Below are 15,139 nucleotides of genomic sequence, written 5' to 3'. Positions count from 1 at the left end.
TCCCTCCTTCGACGGGGGACCGCAAATTTCCCCATTATTTGTATATTAATTCTCCATCTATACTATTTGTATTGAATGCTCCCGCTTTTATCGGCGCGTATTTGCCCTGGAAGCTGTCCCGTCGGACGAGCTCCTTGTCGATCTCGTTGAGAACCACAAGTTTCTTCCGGCTCCACAGCGGGCCGATGAGGTCGTCGGGCGCTCCGTCCCCGGTGAGCCGTCCCATGACAAAGGTAGCGGGAAAGAGCTCCAATTGGGAACAGACGATGTCCACATATTCGTCCCGCTCCAAGAGCCGGAACCCGCCGGCCTCATACTCCCGGGCCAGGGGCGTGCCCCGCAGGACGTGGAGCAGGTGGAGCTTGACCCCGTAGAGGGGAAGTTCTGCCATGGCCCGGGCGGTTTCCAGCATCCTGTCCCGGTTCTCCCCGGGCAGTCCGTCGATGAGGTGGACCACCACCGGCACCCCCCGCTCTTCCAGCAGGCGAAAGCCCTCTAAAAACTCGGCGTAGGTGTGACAGCGGTTGATGCGCCGGGCCGTGTCGTCGTGGATGGTCTGTAACCCCAGTTCCACCGTCAGATAGGTGCGGCGGCAGAGCGCTCCCAGGTAGTCGGCGATCTCCTCGTCGATGCAGTCGGGCCGGGTGGAGATGGAAAGCCCCACCGCCCCCGGCAGGGCCAGGGCCCGCTCATAGAGCTCTTGGAGGCGGGGCAGGGGCGCGTAGGTGTTGGTGTGGGCCTGAAAGTAGGGCAGGTAGGCGCAGTCGGGCCACTTTTTCGAGAGCATGCGGCGCACCTGTTCAAACTGGAGTTCCAGGGGCAGGGCGGGATCGCCGCCAAACTCCCCGCTCCCGGCGCTGGAACAGTAGGTGCATCCACCCCGGCCACGGGTCCCGTCGATGTTGGGGCAGCTGAGCCCCGCGTTGAGGGAGACCTTGCACACCTTGCGCCCGAAGCGCTGCTTGAGGGCGTAGCTAAAGGTGTGGTAACGCTTATTGTCCTGGGCATAGGGAAAAGGATTCTTTTGGGGCGTCATCAGAGCCGCTCCAAGGTTTTCAGGCACAGGTGAAAGGCGTGGGAACCGGCCAGATACCGGATATACTCCCGCTCGTCCTGATAGCCCCGGCTCAGCCGCAGCTCATAGGCCTCGCAGGAGTCTTCGGTGGCGATGCCCACATAGACAAGCCCCACCGGCTTTTCCTCGCTGCCGCCCCCCGGCCCCGCGATGCCGGTGGTGGATACGCCGATGTCCGCGCCGGAAAGCTCCCGCACCCCTCGGGCCATCTCCTTGGCCGTCTGCTCCGAGACGGCGCCGAAGTCGGCCAAAGTCTGGTGGGAGACATGGAGGATACGCTCCTTGATCTCATTGGCATAGGAGCAGACGCCGCAGTCAAAGACGCTGGAGGACCCCGGCACCTCGGTCAGCCGCTTGGCCAGATATCCACCGGTACAGCTCTCGGCAAAGGCCACCTTCTTGTTCTTAGACTGCAAGGCCTTGACGAGGGCCGTCTGTAAATCCCCCACGTCGATGCCGTAAATATATTCTCCCAGGATCTCTTTGATTTTTTCCACCGCCGGCTCCACCATGGCTTTAGCTTCCTCGCCCGACTTGGCGCTGGCGGTCACCCGCAGCCGGACCTCGCCCTCCTTGGCATAGGGGGCGATGGTGGGATTTTGAGAGGAGACCATCATCTCCTTGAGGATAGTCTCCACCTGGGATTCCCCAATGCCGAAGAGATGGACATTGGTGGAATAGAGGGTGGAGCCGGAAAACTGCTCCAGATAGGGCACCACCGCGTCCAAGAACATGGGGGTCATCTCCCGGGGCGGGCCGGGCAGAAGGATGGCGATTTTGCCGTCCTGCTCCACCGCCAGGCCCGGCGCGGTGCCGTTGTCGTTGGGGAAGACGGTGGCTCCCTCGGGCATGTAGGCCTGCTTGCGGTTATTGTCGGTCATCACGCGCCGGTAATGCTGGAAAAACCGCTCAATTCGCTCCATGGACGGCTGGTGGAGGACCATCTTCCGCCCAAAAAGCTCGGCCACCGTCTCCTTGGTCAGGTCGTCGTAGGTAGGCCCCAAACCGCCGGTCATGATGACCATGTCGTTGCGCTCAAGGGCCAGTTCCAGGCTCTCCTTGAGGCGCTGGGGGTTATCGCCCACCACCGACTGGTTGTAAACGTCGATGCCAAGGCGCGCGAGCTCCCTGGCGATAAAGGCGGCGTTGGTGTTGACAATGTCGCCTAAGAGCAGTTCCGTTCCCACGCACAAGATTTCCGCTTTCATAGCCTCTTCTCCCTTCTCCGCGGCCCCTTTTGGGCGCGCCGCGGACGCCGCTTGAGACGGGCCGTGGGCCCGTCTGCGGCTTATCTTCTATTTGCGGCCCGCCGGCGGGGATAGGCGCGCGACCCTCCATTGGGTTTGCACCTTCTCATCCGGCATCAACCGATGATGGTATAGACGAAGTTTTCCCACCGCAGACGCGTGCCCTCGTCGATCTCCATGGGCAGCAGCGCCCGGGCGACGGTGTTTTCCACCCCTTCATCGCTGAGGAGAATAGCGTAGTCGCCGTCGATGCGGCGCACCGTATAGTTGACAGGTTCCATTTCGTCCTTCCTTTCTCTATTTTGTTCCTTCCCGGCCGTCCTATTCCACAAACGGGAAAGAAATGCCGCCGCAAAAGCAGCTTTCTTTTCTCGCGATGGACCCGCGGGGTAAGATGCCCGTCCGCTTCCTTATGCGCTCCCACAGAGAGGGCGCCGTGATCCGGCCGGGCGGTTTTTGGCCCAAAAAAGGCGCGGAAACTTTTTCCGGCGCCTTTTTCTTTTCCTATGGTTCGCCGAAGGGGCGGCAGGCCCGCCGCAAAACCAGTGGGATGCCGCCGTCCTCCGTACCCCTTGGGTCAAAAACCGCCTTCGATTTTCTCCGCCAAAGTGGAGAGGCATAAGGTCCGAGAGCGACAGGGCGTCTGACCGGCGCTTATTCCCCGATGCTGGGGATGGGGACGTCCGGGTCCACGTCGGCGGCGTAGTCCACCCCCGGCAGCCGGAAGCCGAACATCTGATAAAAGTCCTCCCAATAGCCGTCGATATCGCAGAGCTCTTCCACGGTGGAGGACTCCACCTGCTCCCACTCCGCCGCCACCTGGGACTGGATCTCTTCCTTCATTTCCAAATCGTCCATGCGGATGAGGCCCCGCTCGTCGAGGACCGGGCCGCCGCCGAAGAGCTTCTCCCGGAACAGGCGCTCCATCTGCTCGATGCAGCCCTCATGGGTGCCCGCCTTTTTCATGATGCGGTAGAGCACCGTGATATACAGCGGCACAATGGGAATGGCTGCGCTCGACTGGGTCACCAGCGCCTTATTGACCGACACATAGCCCTGCACCCCGTCAAACTTTTCGGTGATGCGGCGGGCGGTCTCGTAGAGGTGCTGTTTGGCCGCGCCGATGGAGCCGTCGTAATACATCGGGTGGGTCAGCTCCGGCCCGATGTAGGAGTATGCCACCGTCACCGCTTTTTCGGCCAGGACCCCCGCGTCGTGAAGGGCGTCCATCCAGTCCATCCAGTCTTCGCCGCCCATGACCTTCACGGTGTGGGCGATCTCCTCGTCGCTGGCGGGCTCGATGGTCACTTCCTCCACCTGCCGGCTTTTGAGGTCGATGGTCTTGTTGGTATAGGGCGCTCCCGTGGTCTTGAGGACGGAGGAATAGACCGTCCCGTCAGCCATAGCCCGCCGGGGGGCGGCCAGACTATAAACCACCATGTCCACCTGGCCCAAATCCGTCTTGATGAGGCCGATGACCTCGTCCTTCACCTCCCGGGAGAAGGCGTCGCCGTTGACGGTCTTGGCGTAAATGCCCTCCTCAGCCGCGCACTTCTCAAAGGCGGCGGTATTATACCACCCCGCCGTCGCCGTGCGCTTGCCGCTGGCGGGCTTATCGAAGATGACGCCGATGGTGGCCGCGCCGCAGCCGAAGGCGGCCTCGATGCGGGAGGCAAGGCCGTAGCCCGCCGACGCGCCAATGACCAGCACCTTCTTGGGGCCCGCCACCTTGGGATGCTCTTTTACATAGCTTACCTGCCGCCTCACGTTGATTTCACAGCCCACAGGATGGGCGGTGGTGCAGATAAAGCCTCTGGTTTTCGGTTCAATCAACATAAACTTTACTCCTTGACGCGCTATGCCAGCGCTTTTTCCATGATATAGTCGTCCATATAAAAGCCCTCGCCGATGTCGGTGCAGACCTGGTCGGCCACCGCAAAGCCCACCCGCTCATAGACGGCGATGGAATGGTCGTTGTGCTTGTTGACGGTCAGATAGACCGAGCGCTTGCCCCGAGCGTTCTCCTCCACATGGTCAAAGAAGGCCTTGCCGATGCCCCGGCCCCGCAGCTCATTGCGGACATAAATTTTGGAGAGGAACATTTTTTCCTCCTCCGGCCGGTAGGCGCAGTAACCCGCCGGTTCCCCGGCCCAGTAGGCCAGCACATAGACGGTGCCCGTTTCGATCTGCGCGGCGATGGCCTCTCCACTCTGGAAATGGGAGAGCATGTAGTCCACCTGGGCCACCCCGATGAGGGCGTCGTAATGCTCATGCCAGATTTCCTTGGCCAGCCGCGCCGTCAGCGCGATTTCTTCTTCCGTTTCCACGGTCTTTAACGTGATCTGCATACATATCCTCCCCAACCGCACCCGCGCGTCTCGCGAAAGCGGCTGCCGCTGTTACTTCAGGCGGGCGGCCCGCCAATTGCTCCCCGGCAGGGGGATGCCGGGCGGAGCTTTCATCAAAGTCCAACCCATATTCTAGCACAAAATCCCCGTTTTGCACAGAAAAACGGGGATTTTTTTGCGGTTTTGACTGAAGATCTTTACTGTTGGCTGAGCCCGCCCGGCCATTGCCGCGCCGCACCCCCGGGGGACGCGGCAATACGCCACGGTATCCGCTTTTTCGCCCTGCCCGAGGTCAAAGCCACGGGCGAGGCAAAGCCTGCGGCTTCGCTTCGCATCCAAGACCAAGGGTGAATAGCTAAGCGCATCCATTTTTAGACGCGGCGATCAAAAAGCCGCAGCCCTTGGAAAGCGCCCGCGGCTTTTTGAACATCGGTTATTCCCCCCACCGGTAGGCGCGCACTTCAAACTCGATGGGGGTGGTCAGTTGGTCGAGCTGGGAAAGGCGCTCACAGCCGGCCCGGGGGGACTTCCAGTAATAGGGGGTCATGAGAAAGAGGGAGTGGATGTCCTCCCCGCTTTGGAGGGTGATCTCCCCCCGGACCTGGGTCTTTTCCAGGAGGGTGAAGCCGTCTAAGTCGTAGTTATTTTCCGCGTTTTCGTAGGGGCGCTCGTAGAGGACCTCCTTGAGCCCAAAGAGGTGGCGGGGGCCGGGACAGACGATGAGCAGGGTGCCGCCGGGGCGCAAAATCCTCCCAAACTCCCGGCCCGCCACCGGCGCGAAGACGCTGAGCACCAAATCCGCGCAGCCGTCAAAGAGGGGCAAGGAAAAGAGGCTGGCCGCCAAAAACCGGGCCGCCGGGTCCCGCTTGGCCGCGTAGCGCAGGGCGAATTTCGATAGGTCAAAGCCCAGCACATCGGCGTATTTGCCCGCGTCCTCCAGCGCCCCATGGATGCCCGCCGTGTAGTACCCCTCACCGCAGCCCGCGTCCACCAGTACCCCGCCGTCGGGGAGGAGGCGGCACACCGTCCGGGAGAGGGCGTCGAGAAGGATGCGGTAAGGGTCGCCCGCAAAAAAGAAGTGGCGGGCCCGGGCCATCTCCTGATTGTCCCCCGGCGTCTTGGCCGGGCGGCCGCCGGTCAAAAGGTTGCAGTAGCCCTGCCGGCTGATGTCAAAGGCGTGGCCCCGCCGGCAGCGGTACGCGCCCTTCCCGGCAAAGAGCTTGTCCCCGCACACGGGGCATTTGAGCTCGGTCATCTTATTCCCTCCTCAAGACAGATGGGCACCGGTTTGCCCAGGGTGATTTCTCCCGGTGTCACGGCGCAGTCGTAAGCGAGCACCCCCACCCCGGCAGCGGAGGCCTCCCGCAGCGCCGCGCCGAAGGCCGGATGGGTCCGGTCGTTGGGCGCGAAGAAGCGCACGGGGCGCATCTGCACGACAAAGACCGCATAGGCGGCGTACCCCGCTTCCCGGGCCTTGATGAGCTCCCGCAGATGCTTGACTCCCCGCTCGGTGGGGGCGTCGGGGAAGAAAGCGCCGCCGCCCTCCTCCAGCGTCACCCCTTTGACCTCCACAAAGGCCCTCTCCCTTTCCGTCTCCAGATAGAAGTCGAACCGGGAGGCGCCGAAGGTGGTCTCCGGACGCAGAAACTGCGCCCTCCCCGAAAGCCCGGGAAGGACGCCGCCCTGTGTGAGCCATTCCCCCAGCACCTTATTGGGCGCCTGGGAATCCATATTGATCAGTATCGGCCCCTTCTCCACCGCGATGAGGGAAAAGGCGGTCTTGCGCGCGGGACTCCGGCTGCGCTCTAAGTAGACCGCGGCCCCCGGCGTCAGCAGTTCCCGGCACCGGCCGGTGTTCCTCACGTGGGCGACCACTTCCTCCCCCTCCCACTCGCAGCGAGCCAGGAAGCGGTTGGGACGCTCCAGGAACCGGGCGCGGATCATCGGCCCGTATTTCATTTTTCTTCGCAGTCCATCAGGATATTGAAGACTTTTTCCACCACCGGATAGCAGCGGGTCTGATCGTTAAAATGCTGCTCTTTGAGCACACAGCACTGGTCGGAGCCCATTTCCTCCCGCACCCGCTCCACAAATCGGGAGACATGCTCGCCGATTTCCGGGCAGTCGTGGGCATAGGTCTCGATGTACTTGGCGCTGATGGCCGCCACGCCCCCGGAAACCGCGCCGCACACGCCGCCGCACTGCATGCCGCCTCCAAAGCCGCCGATGGCCCTGAAGGCCGTATCGTCCAAGCCCAAATTCATCTCATCATTGGCCGCGTGGAGCACCGATTCCGCGCAGTTGTAATCTTTGTCCATGTAGTACTTTTCTGCCGTGTCATACTGTTTCATTGCTACCCGTCCTTTCATCTTTCCCTATGGGGGCTACTCGCCTATATACGTAAAGCGGGGGAAGGTTTTCCCCTCCCGCTCCACCGTCTCTAAAAACATGGAGAGCGGCCGCACCCACAGGCCGCTGTCGTTATAGAGGGGGGCATAGACCACCATCTTTTCCATGGTCTCCGAATGGGTGGCCACCCCGATGACCCGGTATTCCCCGCCCTTGAAATGGCGGTAGCGCCCTGGTTTTAGCTCCTCCAAGAAAGTCCAGCTCCTCCCCTGCCGCCTCGCGGCGTTTTCTCTATTGTAGCACAGAAAAAGAAAAGACGTAAGCATTTGTAGGTACAAATTTTGAGAACACAAGTTGCAATCTTCTGTTCCTGCTCGTAAACCATCCTATTTATCAAAAGCGCATGTCCAAACACGCAAAAACGATCATTCGCAGGTTTGCGGATGATCGTTTTCAAGCTAAACTATTGGTTTTCGTCCTCGCTGACGATGATCTTGGCGATCTTTTGGGGAACGGTGGGCTTATCGCGGAAGTCCACGTCGATGCATGCGATTTCATCGACCACATCCATGCCCTCCACCACCTTGCCGAAGGCCGCGTATTGGCCGTCGAGATGGGGAGCGTCCTGGTGCATGATGAAGAACTGGGAGCCGGCGGAGTTGGGATCCTGCGCCCGGGCCATGGAGATGACGCCCCGGGTATGTTTGATGGGATTGTCCACACCGTTTAAGGCAAACTCACCTTTGATGTGGTAGCCGGGGCCGCCCATGCCGGTGCCCTCAGGGCAGCCGCCCTGGATCATAAAGCCCTGGATGACCCGGTGGAAAATCAGCCCGTCGTAAAAGCCCTCTTTGGCAAGCTTTACAAAGTTTTCCACGGTGATCGGCGCCTTATCAGGATAGAGTTCCAGCTTGATTTCTTTGCCGTTTTCCATCTGTATGGTGATCATTCATTTCTCTCCTTTAGTTGGTTTCACGGTATCATCCTACCGTGTTCCGCCCAAGATGTCAATACATATCTGCCAGAGCCGCCCTATTTTCCCAGGGCAGCCCGGTAGACGGCCTCCACCTTTTCCTCAGTGGGCACGCCCTCATGGACTTTCTCCTCCCCGACAAAAAAGGTGGGCACATACCAATAATGGTAGCCTTTGATCTTCTCGGGCTCTTTGGACTCCTCGATCACCTCGACGTCCACCTCCCGATATTCCTCATGTTCGGCGCACAAGCGCTCCATCATGGCAAAAGCCTGGTGGCAATAGGGACAGGAGTCCAAAATCATCATCTTCACTTTTTTCATGGATACCACTCCTTTCCCTGGAAGTATGCCCGCTCTCAACCCTTTTCACTCGGGTCCGCCCCGGTGATCTCCAGCACCTGGGGGACGTGGCCGGTGCGGGGCAGAAAAATGTCCACAAAGTCCCGGGTGGCCATGGCCACCGTCTGGGTGTTGACGCACGGGTGCACGGCGATGCGCCCGTGGCTGAGGACGTCCCGGTCGATGATCAGCTGCACCTCCCGCTCCCCGTCGTGGATGAGGCCCATGGGGCTGATGGCGCCCGGGCGCACCCCCAACAGCGCATAGAGCTTCTCTTCGCTGCCGAAGCTGAGCCTTGAACGGCCCAGCTTTTTGGAGACCTCCGCCGTCCGAAACCGCTTGTCCCCCTCTAGGAGCAGGAGGAAATACTCGGTGCCCTGTCTCGTCTGGAGGAAGAGGTTCTTGCACACCGGCGCGCCGATGCGCTCCTCGACGGCCTTGCAGTCGTCCATGGTCCGCACTTCGCTGTGCGTGAGCCTCTCGTAGGAAATGCCCCATGCATCCAAGACCCGGCAGACGCTCTCCGGGTCGCATTTTTTAAGCTCCTTCACTCCGTTTCCCTCTTTTCCGTTCTTTTGCCCCACGCTCCCGCGCCGGCTCATCCTTTTCTTTTTTACCATACCCGTCCGCTGCCTGCCTGTCAAGGGCCTTCCGATTTTTCTTCAGGCAGGCGGGGGGATGCTTCGGATTTTTGGCGTGGTGGGCCAGGCATTCCTCACATCTGCCGTGGCGGGGGCACTTGACCCGCCGGCAGCAGCATTCTTGTTTTTTCTCTTCTTTCATCTCTTCCTCCTCTTCCCTTCTTCGGCAAACCGCACCAAAACAGCCGCCTCTTGTCCTCAATTTTTCCCCGTTTTCTAAGGAATTTTTGATAAACTATCTGTTCCTTTTTGATAAACCGTGATATAATGAAGAAAAAGCGGGGGCGTTCCCTCCGAGATAAGAAAGGTGTGTGTGTTCATGCTCTATCGTGTATTTGGCGATACAATCGTCGCGCGTCTGGATAAAGGCGAAGAAGTCATTGCCGCCATCAAAGAAATCTGTGTCAAAGAAGGGGTCAAAGCCGGCTCCATTACGGGTCTTGGCGCTGTCAACCATGTGGTCATCGGCGTGTTTGACACCGAGGAGCAGAAATTCTGCCCCAATGTCCTGGACGGGGTCTATGAGATAGCCTCGGTCACCGGCAACGTGTCCGAGATGGACGGGGAAACTTACCTCCACCTCCACGCCACCTTTGGCGACCGGGAGGGCCGGGTCTTCGGCGGCCATTTGAGCGAGGCGGTCATCAGCGCCACAGGTGAAATCTATATTCACACGGTGGATGGCCACGTGGGCCGCACCTTCTCCCCCGAAATTGGCCTCAATCTCATTGATTTCTAACGGATTTCCATCGCAAAGCGCGCCGTCCGATGGGCGGCGCGCTTTTTTACTCCCTTTTTTCACCCATAATCTCCTGGAAGTGGGCCCATTGGTCCGCCATCCCCTCTTTTGAGGCTTCCCCGGCGTCGCCTGAGACACTATCTCCCGCGGCCTCGGAGGCTGCAACGACGCCCACCTTCTCCGCAGCCGGTGGGGAAGAGGGAAAAGGCGCGTCCGCCGCCTCCATGGAGACCGGCCGGGCCGGGGCGTCTTCGGCGGTCCAGACCGCCGCTTTCTCCGCCGCAGACTCTCTAACGGCTTCCTGTTCGGACTGGCCGTCCACTCCGGGAGGCAGCGCGCCCGCGCCACTGTGGGACTTCCTGCGGAGAAAATGGACCTGCTCGGTTTGCAATAGAGCCGTGATGATGGCGGTGATGGGGATGGTAAAGAGGATGCCGATACTCCCCGCCATGGCTTTGAGGATTTCCACCGCGATGAGTTCCCCGTTGAGGATGAGGGACAGGGATTTGCCAGAGGTCGTGATCAGCAGGATGGTTGTCAAAGATCCCCCCGCATAGGCGAGAATTAAGGTATTGGCCATGGTACCCATAACATCCCGTCCCACCTTCATGCCAGAGGCCACGATCTGCCGGAAGGTGAGGGTGGGCACCTTGAAGATGAGTTCTTCCAAAGCGGAGGCGATGTCCATGGCCACGTCCATCACCGCCCCCAGAGCCCCGATGATGATGCCCGCAAAGATGAGGCCCCGGAAGTCAAAGCCGCTGTTACCGGTGATGGTGGTTAAGAGCAGGCTTTTTTCCTCGATCATGCCGGTGAGCTTGAGGATATACTCCATGGAATAGGCGATGACTCCCGCCATCAGCACGCCGCCGGCGCACCCCAAGGCGCTGGCCGCCGTCTTGAAGGTGAACCCGTTGACGATGAGGAGGGTCATGACGATAATGTACACGCATACCAGCACCGCGGCGAACACCGGCGAATGGCCGCCCAGGATGGCGGGTATGAGGACCACAAAAACGGCAAGACAAGTAAATGTCAGGGAAATGATGGTGTTCACTCCCTTTTTCCTGCCAAAGAGGAGCAACAGTAGGAGGAAGGCCCCCACCAGCAGGTAAAGGGGCGTCGTGCGCACATAATCCCCCACAAAACCGGTGAGCGTATCCTCCCCGCCAAAAGCACCGTCCTCGCCTTCACTGAGCGAGACGTAGATTTCGTCCCCCACTTTGGCCGGAATGGAGGCGGGGATCATGTTTTCATCCACCGACTGGCGGACCAAGGCCGTCTCCCCTTTGTAGGGCCCCTCGGTGAGCCTGACCCGGAAATAGCAGATCCACTGGTAGACCTTTTGGCCGCCCAGGTCGGTTTCCACCAAGTCCTCCGCCACAATTTCGGTGATCTTGGAGCGGTAGAGGTCGTCGCCCTGGGGCAGGGCGTTGCTTTCCCCGTCGCCCCGGGAGGCGGCCCAATGGTAGCCCAGCAGCAAAAAGGCCGCAGAGAGTAAGATCACCAGCCAGTACAAGGCGATTCTTTTTTTGGACGTCAGTTTCAAATTCCTTCCCGCCTTTCGTTGCCGGCCTCCCGGCCAAGGTTCCGTTTCATTATAATACACTCCCTCCTTTCTTGAAAGTTTTCTTCCAGAAAGTTCACAATCATTTTGCTTTGGCCGTAAGAAGAAGTCCCGCCGCGGCATCAAGAATGGGGCCTCGGCGGGGCCGCAGCGCGGCTTGGCCCCGCCCCAGGCGGCGCAAAAAGACGGCCGTCCTTTTGGACGGCCCGCTCAGTCTCCGACGCGAGCGTGGTGCGCGGGGCCTTCCGTGCGGCAGCATCTTGGGAGCCGCACTTCGGCCCTATGCGCAAAAAGAGAGCCGCCCGTAAGGGCGGCTCTCTTTTCTCATCCTATGTAGATTAATAGTTTTTACAAAGCAGCTCAAAGTAAGCCTGGGGATGGTTGCAGACCGGGCAGACGCCGGGCGCCTTGACACCCTCGTGGATGTGGCCGCAGTTGGAACATTTCCAGTAAACTTTGCCGTCTTTTTCGAAGACCTTGCCGTCCTCAACGTTCTTGAGCAGGTCGAGGTATCTCTCCTCGTGGTGCTTTTCGATCTTGGCGACCGACTCAAACAGGAACGCGATCTTGTCAAAGCCCTCTTCCTTTGCCTCTTTGGCGAAGGTGGCATACATATCGGTCCACTCGTAGTTCTCGCCCTCTGCCGCCGCTTTCAGGTTCTCAGCGGTGGAGCCGATGCCGTCGAGGAGCTTGAACCAGATTTCCGCATGCTCTTTCTCGTTGCCCGCGGTCTCCTCAAAGAGCTTCGCGATCTGTACAAATCCATCTTTTCTCGCCTTGCTGGCAAAATAGGTGTATTTGTTTCTGGCCTGGGACTCTCCTGCGAATGCTGTCATCAAATTGGCTTCTGTTTTCGATCCTTTTAAGTTCATCATCAATACCTCTTTCTGTCAAATTTATTCCACGGTGTGTCCACCGCTACTGACATGTGCTGTTATTTTGGCGCACTCCTTGCAGGTGCCCCTAAATAGAATATTGTGAAAGTCCACCTGGCACTCGGTCTCCTTGCGCACCTGTTCGTCGATGTTTCCCAGATAGCTCAGGGGCAGGTCGAAGACACCGCCGCATCTTTTGCAGTAAAAGTGATAGTGGGGGGTAATGTTGCCGTCGAAACGGTCGGGCATCCCAGGCACATGGAGCTTGTTGATGGTGCCGATCTCACTGAGCAGATTGAGATTGCGGTACACCGTTCCCAGACTCAAGTTGGGATGCTCCTTTTTGAGCTTCTGGTAAATCATATCCGCCGTGGGATGGACGGCATCCTCCCGGACAGCATCCAAAATCAGTTCCCTCTGTCGGGAATATTTCATGATTGGCCTTCCCTTTCTAGTAATGATTCTTGTTTCTGTTATTATATTACCAGTCCTTTCCTGGGATGTCAAGGGTTTTTAAAAATTAATCTACAAAATTTGTCTCATTTTGTTTTTTTCGTTTTCCCCCCGATTTGCCGGGGCAAAATGAGGGTAATCATCCCACGAAAGGAGGGCGTCTATGCAGATTTTTCAGCCCTTTGCCTCCTTCGACGCGTGCGCGGCCTATTTGCGCCGGGATCCCAAGCGTTTGGGCAAGCAGGCGGTGGAGCTCTACCAAATCTACAACGCGGTATGGGGACTGCTGCGGGGGGAGCGTCCCGGCTACCGGAACCATCCCGTCGTCCGCCACATCTTCCATGGAGGCCACCCCTACGACCTCTTCCCCTATTTCGACGCCCTGACCGTCCAGTGGCGAAGCCTCGGCTACCGGCGCTCCCCCGAATTTCTCTGGAAGGTGGAGGCGCTCTACCACCACCTGACCCCCTATTTTACACCGGGGCCCTATCTCCCTTTCTTTTGCAGCGGGGAAGAGCGCTCCTACGAGGATGTTTTCCGAAAATACCGCGCGCTGCTGCACAATAAATGGTATAATGAAGAAAACGCGGAAGGAGGAGTGCCCCATGACCTTATCCCTCCCCTCCCCGGTGGCGGAGGCCCTGGAAACGCTCACCCGCCGGGGCTTTGAAGCCTATGCGGTGGGCGGCTGTGTCCGGGACGCCCTGCTGGGGAAGGAGCCCCACGACTGGGACATCACCACCAGCGCCCACCCAGAGCAGGTCCTCAGCTGCTTCGGCGGGGACATGGTAATTCCCACCGGGCTCAAGCACGGGACGGTGACGGTACACCGGGCGGGCGTCCCCATCGAGATCACCACCTATCGCACCGACGGCAGCTATTCGGACAACCGCCATCCCGACTATGTGGTCTTTTCCGAGCGTTTGGAGGACGACCTGGCCCGCCGGGACTTTACCGTCAACGCCATGGCCTACGCCCCCCGCCGGGGGCTCGTGGACTGCTTCGGCGGCCGGGAGGATTTGGAGGCCCGGGTCCTGCGCTGTGTGGGGGACTCCCGCCGCCGCTTTGCAGAGGACGCCCTGCGCATCCTGCGCCTGCTGCGGTTTTCCTCTGTCCTCGGCTTTTCCATCGAGGAACAAACCGGGGCGGCGGCAAGGGAGCTGGGGTTCCTTTTAAAAAATGTGGCCGCCGAGCGGGTGCGGGAGGAACTTCTCCGGCTGCTGTGCGGTGAGCACTGTCTCGGGGTGCTCCTCTCTTTCCCCGGCGTCCTGGGGGTCATCCTGCCGGAGCTTTTGCCCTGCGTGGGCTTTGACCAGCACAATCCCCACCACGACTTCGACCTCTACACCCACCTGGCCCGTGCCGTCTCCTTCATCCCGCCCCGCCCGTCTGAGCGGATGGCCATGCTTCTCCACGACATCGGCAAGCCCCGGTGCTATACCCAGTCCTCCGACGGGGTGGGCCACTGCTACGGCCACGGTGAAATCAGCGCCGGAATGGCCGGGGATATCCTGGCCCGGCTGCGGTTTTCCAATGCCCAGCGGGAGGAAATTCTCACCCTTATTTCTCACCACGACCTCTGCCTGCCCGCCCAGCCCAAGGTCATCCGCCGCTGGCTCTCCCGGCTGGGCCCGGAAACTTTCTTCCAGCTTATGGACGTCCGCCGGGCCGACCTGCACTCCCAGCGCCGGGTTCCCGACCCGCAGCGGCTGGCCATGGTGGACGAGATGGAGGCCTGCGCCCGGGCGGAGCTTCAAAGCGGCGCGTGTCTCACCCTCAAAAGTCTCGCCGTCCACGGGGCGGATTTGATCGCGCTGGGGATGACGCCCGGCCCCGGGCTGGGGGAACTCCTCCGCGCCCTGCTCGACGGGGTGCTGGACGGCCGTTGGCCCAATGAGCGCCCGGCCCTTTTGTCCGCCGCCCAGTCTCTGATGAAGGATGACCAATAGAAAGGATCTTTTTCCATGGAATTTTCTCTGCGCCCCTGGCTTCTCACCGACGTGCCCAGCGTCCTCAAATACGCCGACAACGAAAAGATTGCCGCCAACCTACGGGACGTCTTCCCCCATCCCTACACCGAGGCCGACGCGGTGGGCTATGTCTCCTCCTGTATCGGGGCCGGGGAGGAACGCCAGCTCACCCGGGCCATTGTGGTGGGCGGGGAGGCGGTGGGCAGCATCGGCATCTTTTTGCAGGAGGACGTCTACCGCAAGAGCGGGGAGCTGGGTTACTGGCTGGCCGAGCCCTTCTGGGGCAAAGGCGTCATGACCCGTGCCATCCGTCGGCTCTGCGGGGAGGCCTTTGCCCGCTACGACATCGTGCGCATCTACGCCGAGCCCTACGCCTCCAATATGGGGAGCCGCCGGGCGCTGGAAAAGGCGGGCTTTACCCTGGAGGGGGTTCTGCGCCAAAGCGTCTACAAGCGGGGCCGTCTCCTCGACTCCTGCATCTACTCCCTATTAAAAGAAGAAAGTCCCGTCGATTGACGGGACTTTTTTTCTTTCGTATTTGATTGCTAGCGCAGCCGCGCT

At 60.0% G+C, this 15,139-nt stretch carries 19 protein-coding genes; 4 read left to right on the top strand and 15 right to left on the bottom strand.

Features of this window, described 5'->3' with window-relative positions:
* Positions 1–34: 34 nt before the first annotated feature.
* The 12 genes from H8709_RS05940 to H8709_RS05885 all read right to left on the bottom strand — a co-directional run bounded on the left by H8709_RS05940 (position 35) and on the right by H8709_RS05885 (position 8,953).
* Positions 35–1,036 carry a TIGR01212 family radical SAM protein gene (locus H8709_RS05940; protein ID WP_262397456.1) on the bottom strand — a complete coding sequence of 334 codons (1,002 nt, stop codon included), beginning with the start codon at positions 1,034–1,036 and terminating at the stop codon, positions 35–37.
* Entirely contained in the window at positions 1,036–2,283 is a 1,248-nt protein-coding gene (locus H8709_RS05935; RefSeq protein ID WP_262397455.1) for a competence/damage-inducible protein A, read from the bottom strand. The genes H8709_RS05940 and H8709_RS05935 overlap by 1 nt, the downstream gene beginning before the upstream one ends.
* A gap of 155 nt (positions 2,284–2,438) precedes the next feature.
* Positions 2,439–2,603 (bottom strand): DUF3006 domain-containing protein, encoded by a 165-nt coding sequence (locus tag H8709_RS05930; RefSeq protein ID WP_262397454.1) that lies wholly within the window; start codon positions 2,601–2,603, stop codon positions 2,439–2,441.
* 373 nt (positions 2,604–2,976) lie between these two features.
* Positions 2,977–4,158: an enoyl-ACP reductase FabV gene (fabV, locus tag H8709_RS05925; RefSeq protein ID WP_262397453.1), complete on the bottom strand. Its 1,182-nt coding sequence runs from the start codon at positions 4,156–4,158 to the stop codon at positions 2,977–2,979.
* A 20-nt stretch (positions 4,159–4,178) separates the two neighbouring features.
* On the bottom strand, positions 4,179–4,670 hold the full coding sequence (locus H8709_RS05920) for a GNAT family N-acetyltransferase (protein ID WP_262397452.1): 492 nt from the start codon (positions 4,668–4,670) through the stop codon (positions 4,179–4,181).
* Positions 4,671–5,103: 433 nt separating this feature from the next.
* A complete protein-coding gene (locus H8709_RS05915; RefSeq protein WP_262397451.1) occupies positions 5,104–5,925 on the bottom strand; it encodes a putative RNA methyltransferase in 822 nt (273 codons plus the stop codon).
* A complete protein-coding gene (gene sfsA, locus H8709_RS05910) occupies positions 5,922–6,629 on the bottom strand; it encodes a DNA/RNA nuclease SfsA (RefSeq protein ID WP_262397450.1) in 708 nt (235 codons plus the stop codon). The genes H8709_RS05915 and sfsA overlap by 4 nt, the downstream gene beginning before the upstream one ends.
* Positions 6,626–7,021 (bottom strand): C-GCAxxG-C-C family (seleno)protein, encoded by a 396-nt coding sequence (locus H8709_RS05905; protein ID WP_262397449.1) that lies wholly within the window; start codon positions 7,019–7,021, stop codon positions 6,626–6,628. The genes sfsA and H8709_RS05905 overlap by 4 nt, the downstream gene beginning before the upstream one ends.
* Positions 7,022–7,054: 33 nt before the next feature.
* Positions 7,055–7,270 (bottom strand): DUF1653 domain-containing protein, encoded by a 216-nt coding sequence (locus tag H8709_RS05900; protein ID WP_262397448.1) that lies wholly within the window; start codon positions 7,268–7,270, stop codon positions 7,055–7,057.
* Positions 7,271–7,482: 212 nt separating this feature from the next.
* Positions 7,483–7,968, bottom strand: coding sequence for a peptidylprolyl isomerase (locus tag H8709_RS05895; protein WP_262397447.1), 486 nt, complete (start codon positions 7,966–7,968; stop codon positions 7,483–7,485).
* Positions 7,969–8,051: 83 nt separating this feature from the next.
* The gene (locus tag H8709_RS05890) at positions 8,052–8,315 is read right to left on the bottom strand and encodes a glutaredoxin family protein (protein ID WP_262397446.1); all 264 of its coding nucleotides are present in this window, start codon (positions 8,313–8,315) and stop codon (positions 8,052–8,054) included.
* 35 nt (positions 8,316–8,350) lie between these two features.
* Entirely contained in the window at positions 8,351–8,953 is a 603-nt protein-coding gene (locus H8709_RS05885) for a prolyl-tRNA synthetase associated domain-containing protein (RefSeq protein WP_262397445.1), read from the bottom strand.
* A 340-nt stretch (positions 8,954–9,293) separates the two neighbouring features.
* Between H8709_RS05885 and H8709_RS05880 the strand changes: the two genes are divergently transcribed.
* Complete coding sequence (locus H8709_RS05880) at positions 9,294–9,713, top strand: PPC domain-containing DNA-binding protein (RefSeq protein WP_262397444.1); 420 nt, start codon at positions 9,294–9,296, stop codon at positions 9,711–9,713.
* Positions 9,714–9,759: 46 nt separating this feature from the next.
* On the opposite strand, the gene H8709_RS05875 is transcribed toward H8709_RS05880, so the two are convergent.
* The 3 genes from H8709_RS05875 to H8709_RS05865 form a co-directional block, all read right to left on the bottom strand.
* Positions 9,760–11,262: a YibE/F family protein gene (locus tag H8709_RS05875; protein WP_262397443.1), complete on the bottom strand. Its 1,503-nt coding sequence runs from the start codon at positions 11,260–11,262 to the stop codon at positions 9,760–9,762.
* Positions 11,263–11,618: 356 nt separating this feature from the next.
* Complete coding sequence (gene rbr, locus H8709_RS05870; protein WP_262397442.1) at positions 11,619–12,155, bottom strand: rubrerythrin; 537 nt, start codon at positions 12,153–12,155, stop codon at positions 11,619–11,621.
* 21 nt (positions 12,156–12,176) lie between these two features.
* Positions 12,177–12,590, bottom strand: coding sequence for a Fur family transcriptional regulator (locus tag H8709_RS05865; protein WP_262397441.1), 414 nt, complete (start codon positions 12,588–12,590; stop codon positions 12,177–12,179).
* Between the two features lie 181 nt (positions 12,591–12,771).
* Here H8709_RS05865 and H8709_RS05860 point away from each other — a divergent pair, with 181 nt between their 5' ends.
* The 3 genes from H8709_RS05860 to H8709_RS05850 are packed head-to-tail and all read left to right on the top strand — an operon-like array spanning position 12,772 to position 15,094.
* Complete coding sequence (locus H8709_RS05860) at positions 12,772–13,278, top strand: pyrimidine dimer DNA glycosylase/endonuclease V (RefSeq protein ID WP_262397440.1); 507 nt, start codon at positions 12,772–12,774, stop codon at positions 13,276–13,278.
* Positions 13,214–14,557, top strand: coding sequence for a CCA tRNA nucleotidyltransferase (locus H8709_RS05855; RefSeq protein ID WP_262397439.1), 1,344 nt, complete (start codon positions 13,214–13,216; stop codon positions 14,555–14,557). Before H8709_RS05860 ends, H8709_RS05855 begins: the two co-directional genes overlap by 65 nt.
* A 15-nt stretch (positions 14,558–14,572) precedes the next feature.
* Entirely contained in the window at positions 14,573–15,094 is a 522-nt protein-coding gene (locus H8709_RS05850) for a GNAT family N-acetyltransferase (protein ID WP_262397438.1), read from the top strand.
* Positions 15,095–15,139 lie beyond the last annotated feature (45 nt).

Origin of the sequence: Zongyangia hominis, assembly GCF_014385095.1 — a bacterium.
GTDB classification, from domain to species: Bacteria; Bacillota; Clostridia; order Oscillospirales; family Ruminococcaceae; genus Zongyangia; species Zongyangia hominis.
The sequence above is the reverse complement of the archived record's forward strand: the minus strand, read 5'-3'. Positions and strand labels throughout refer to the sequence as shown.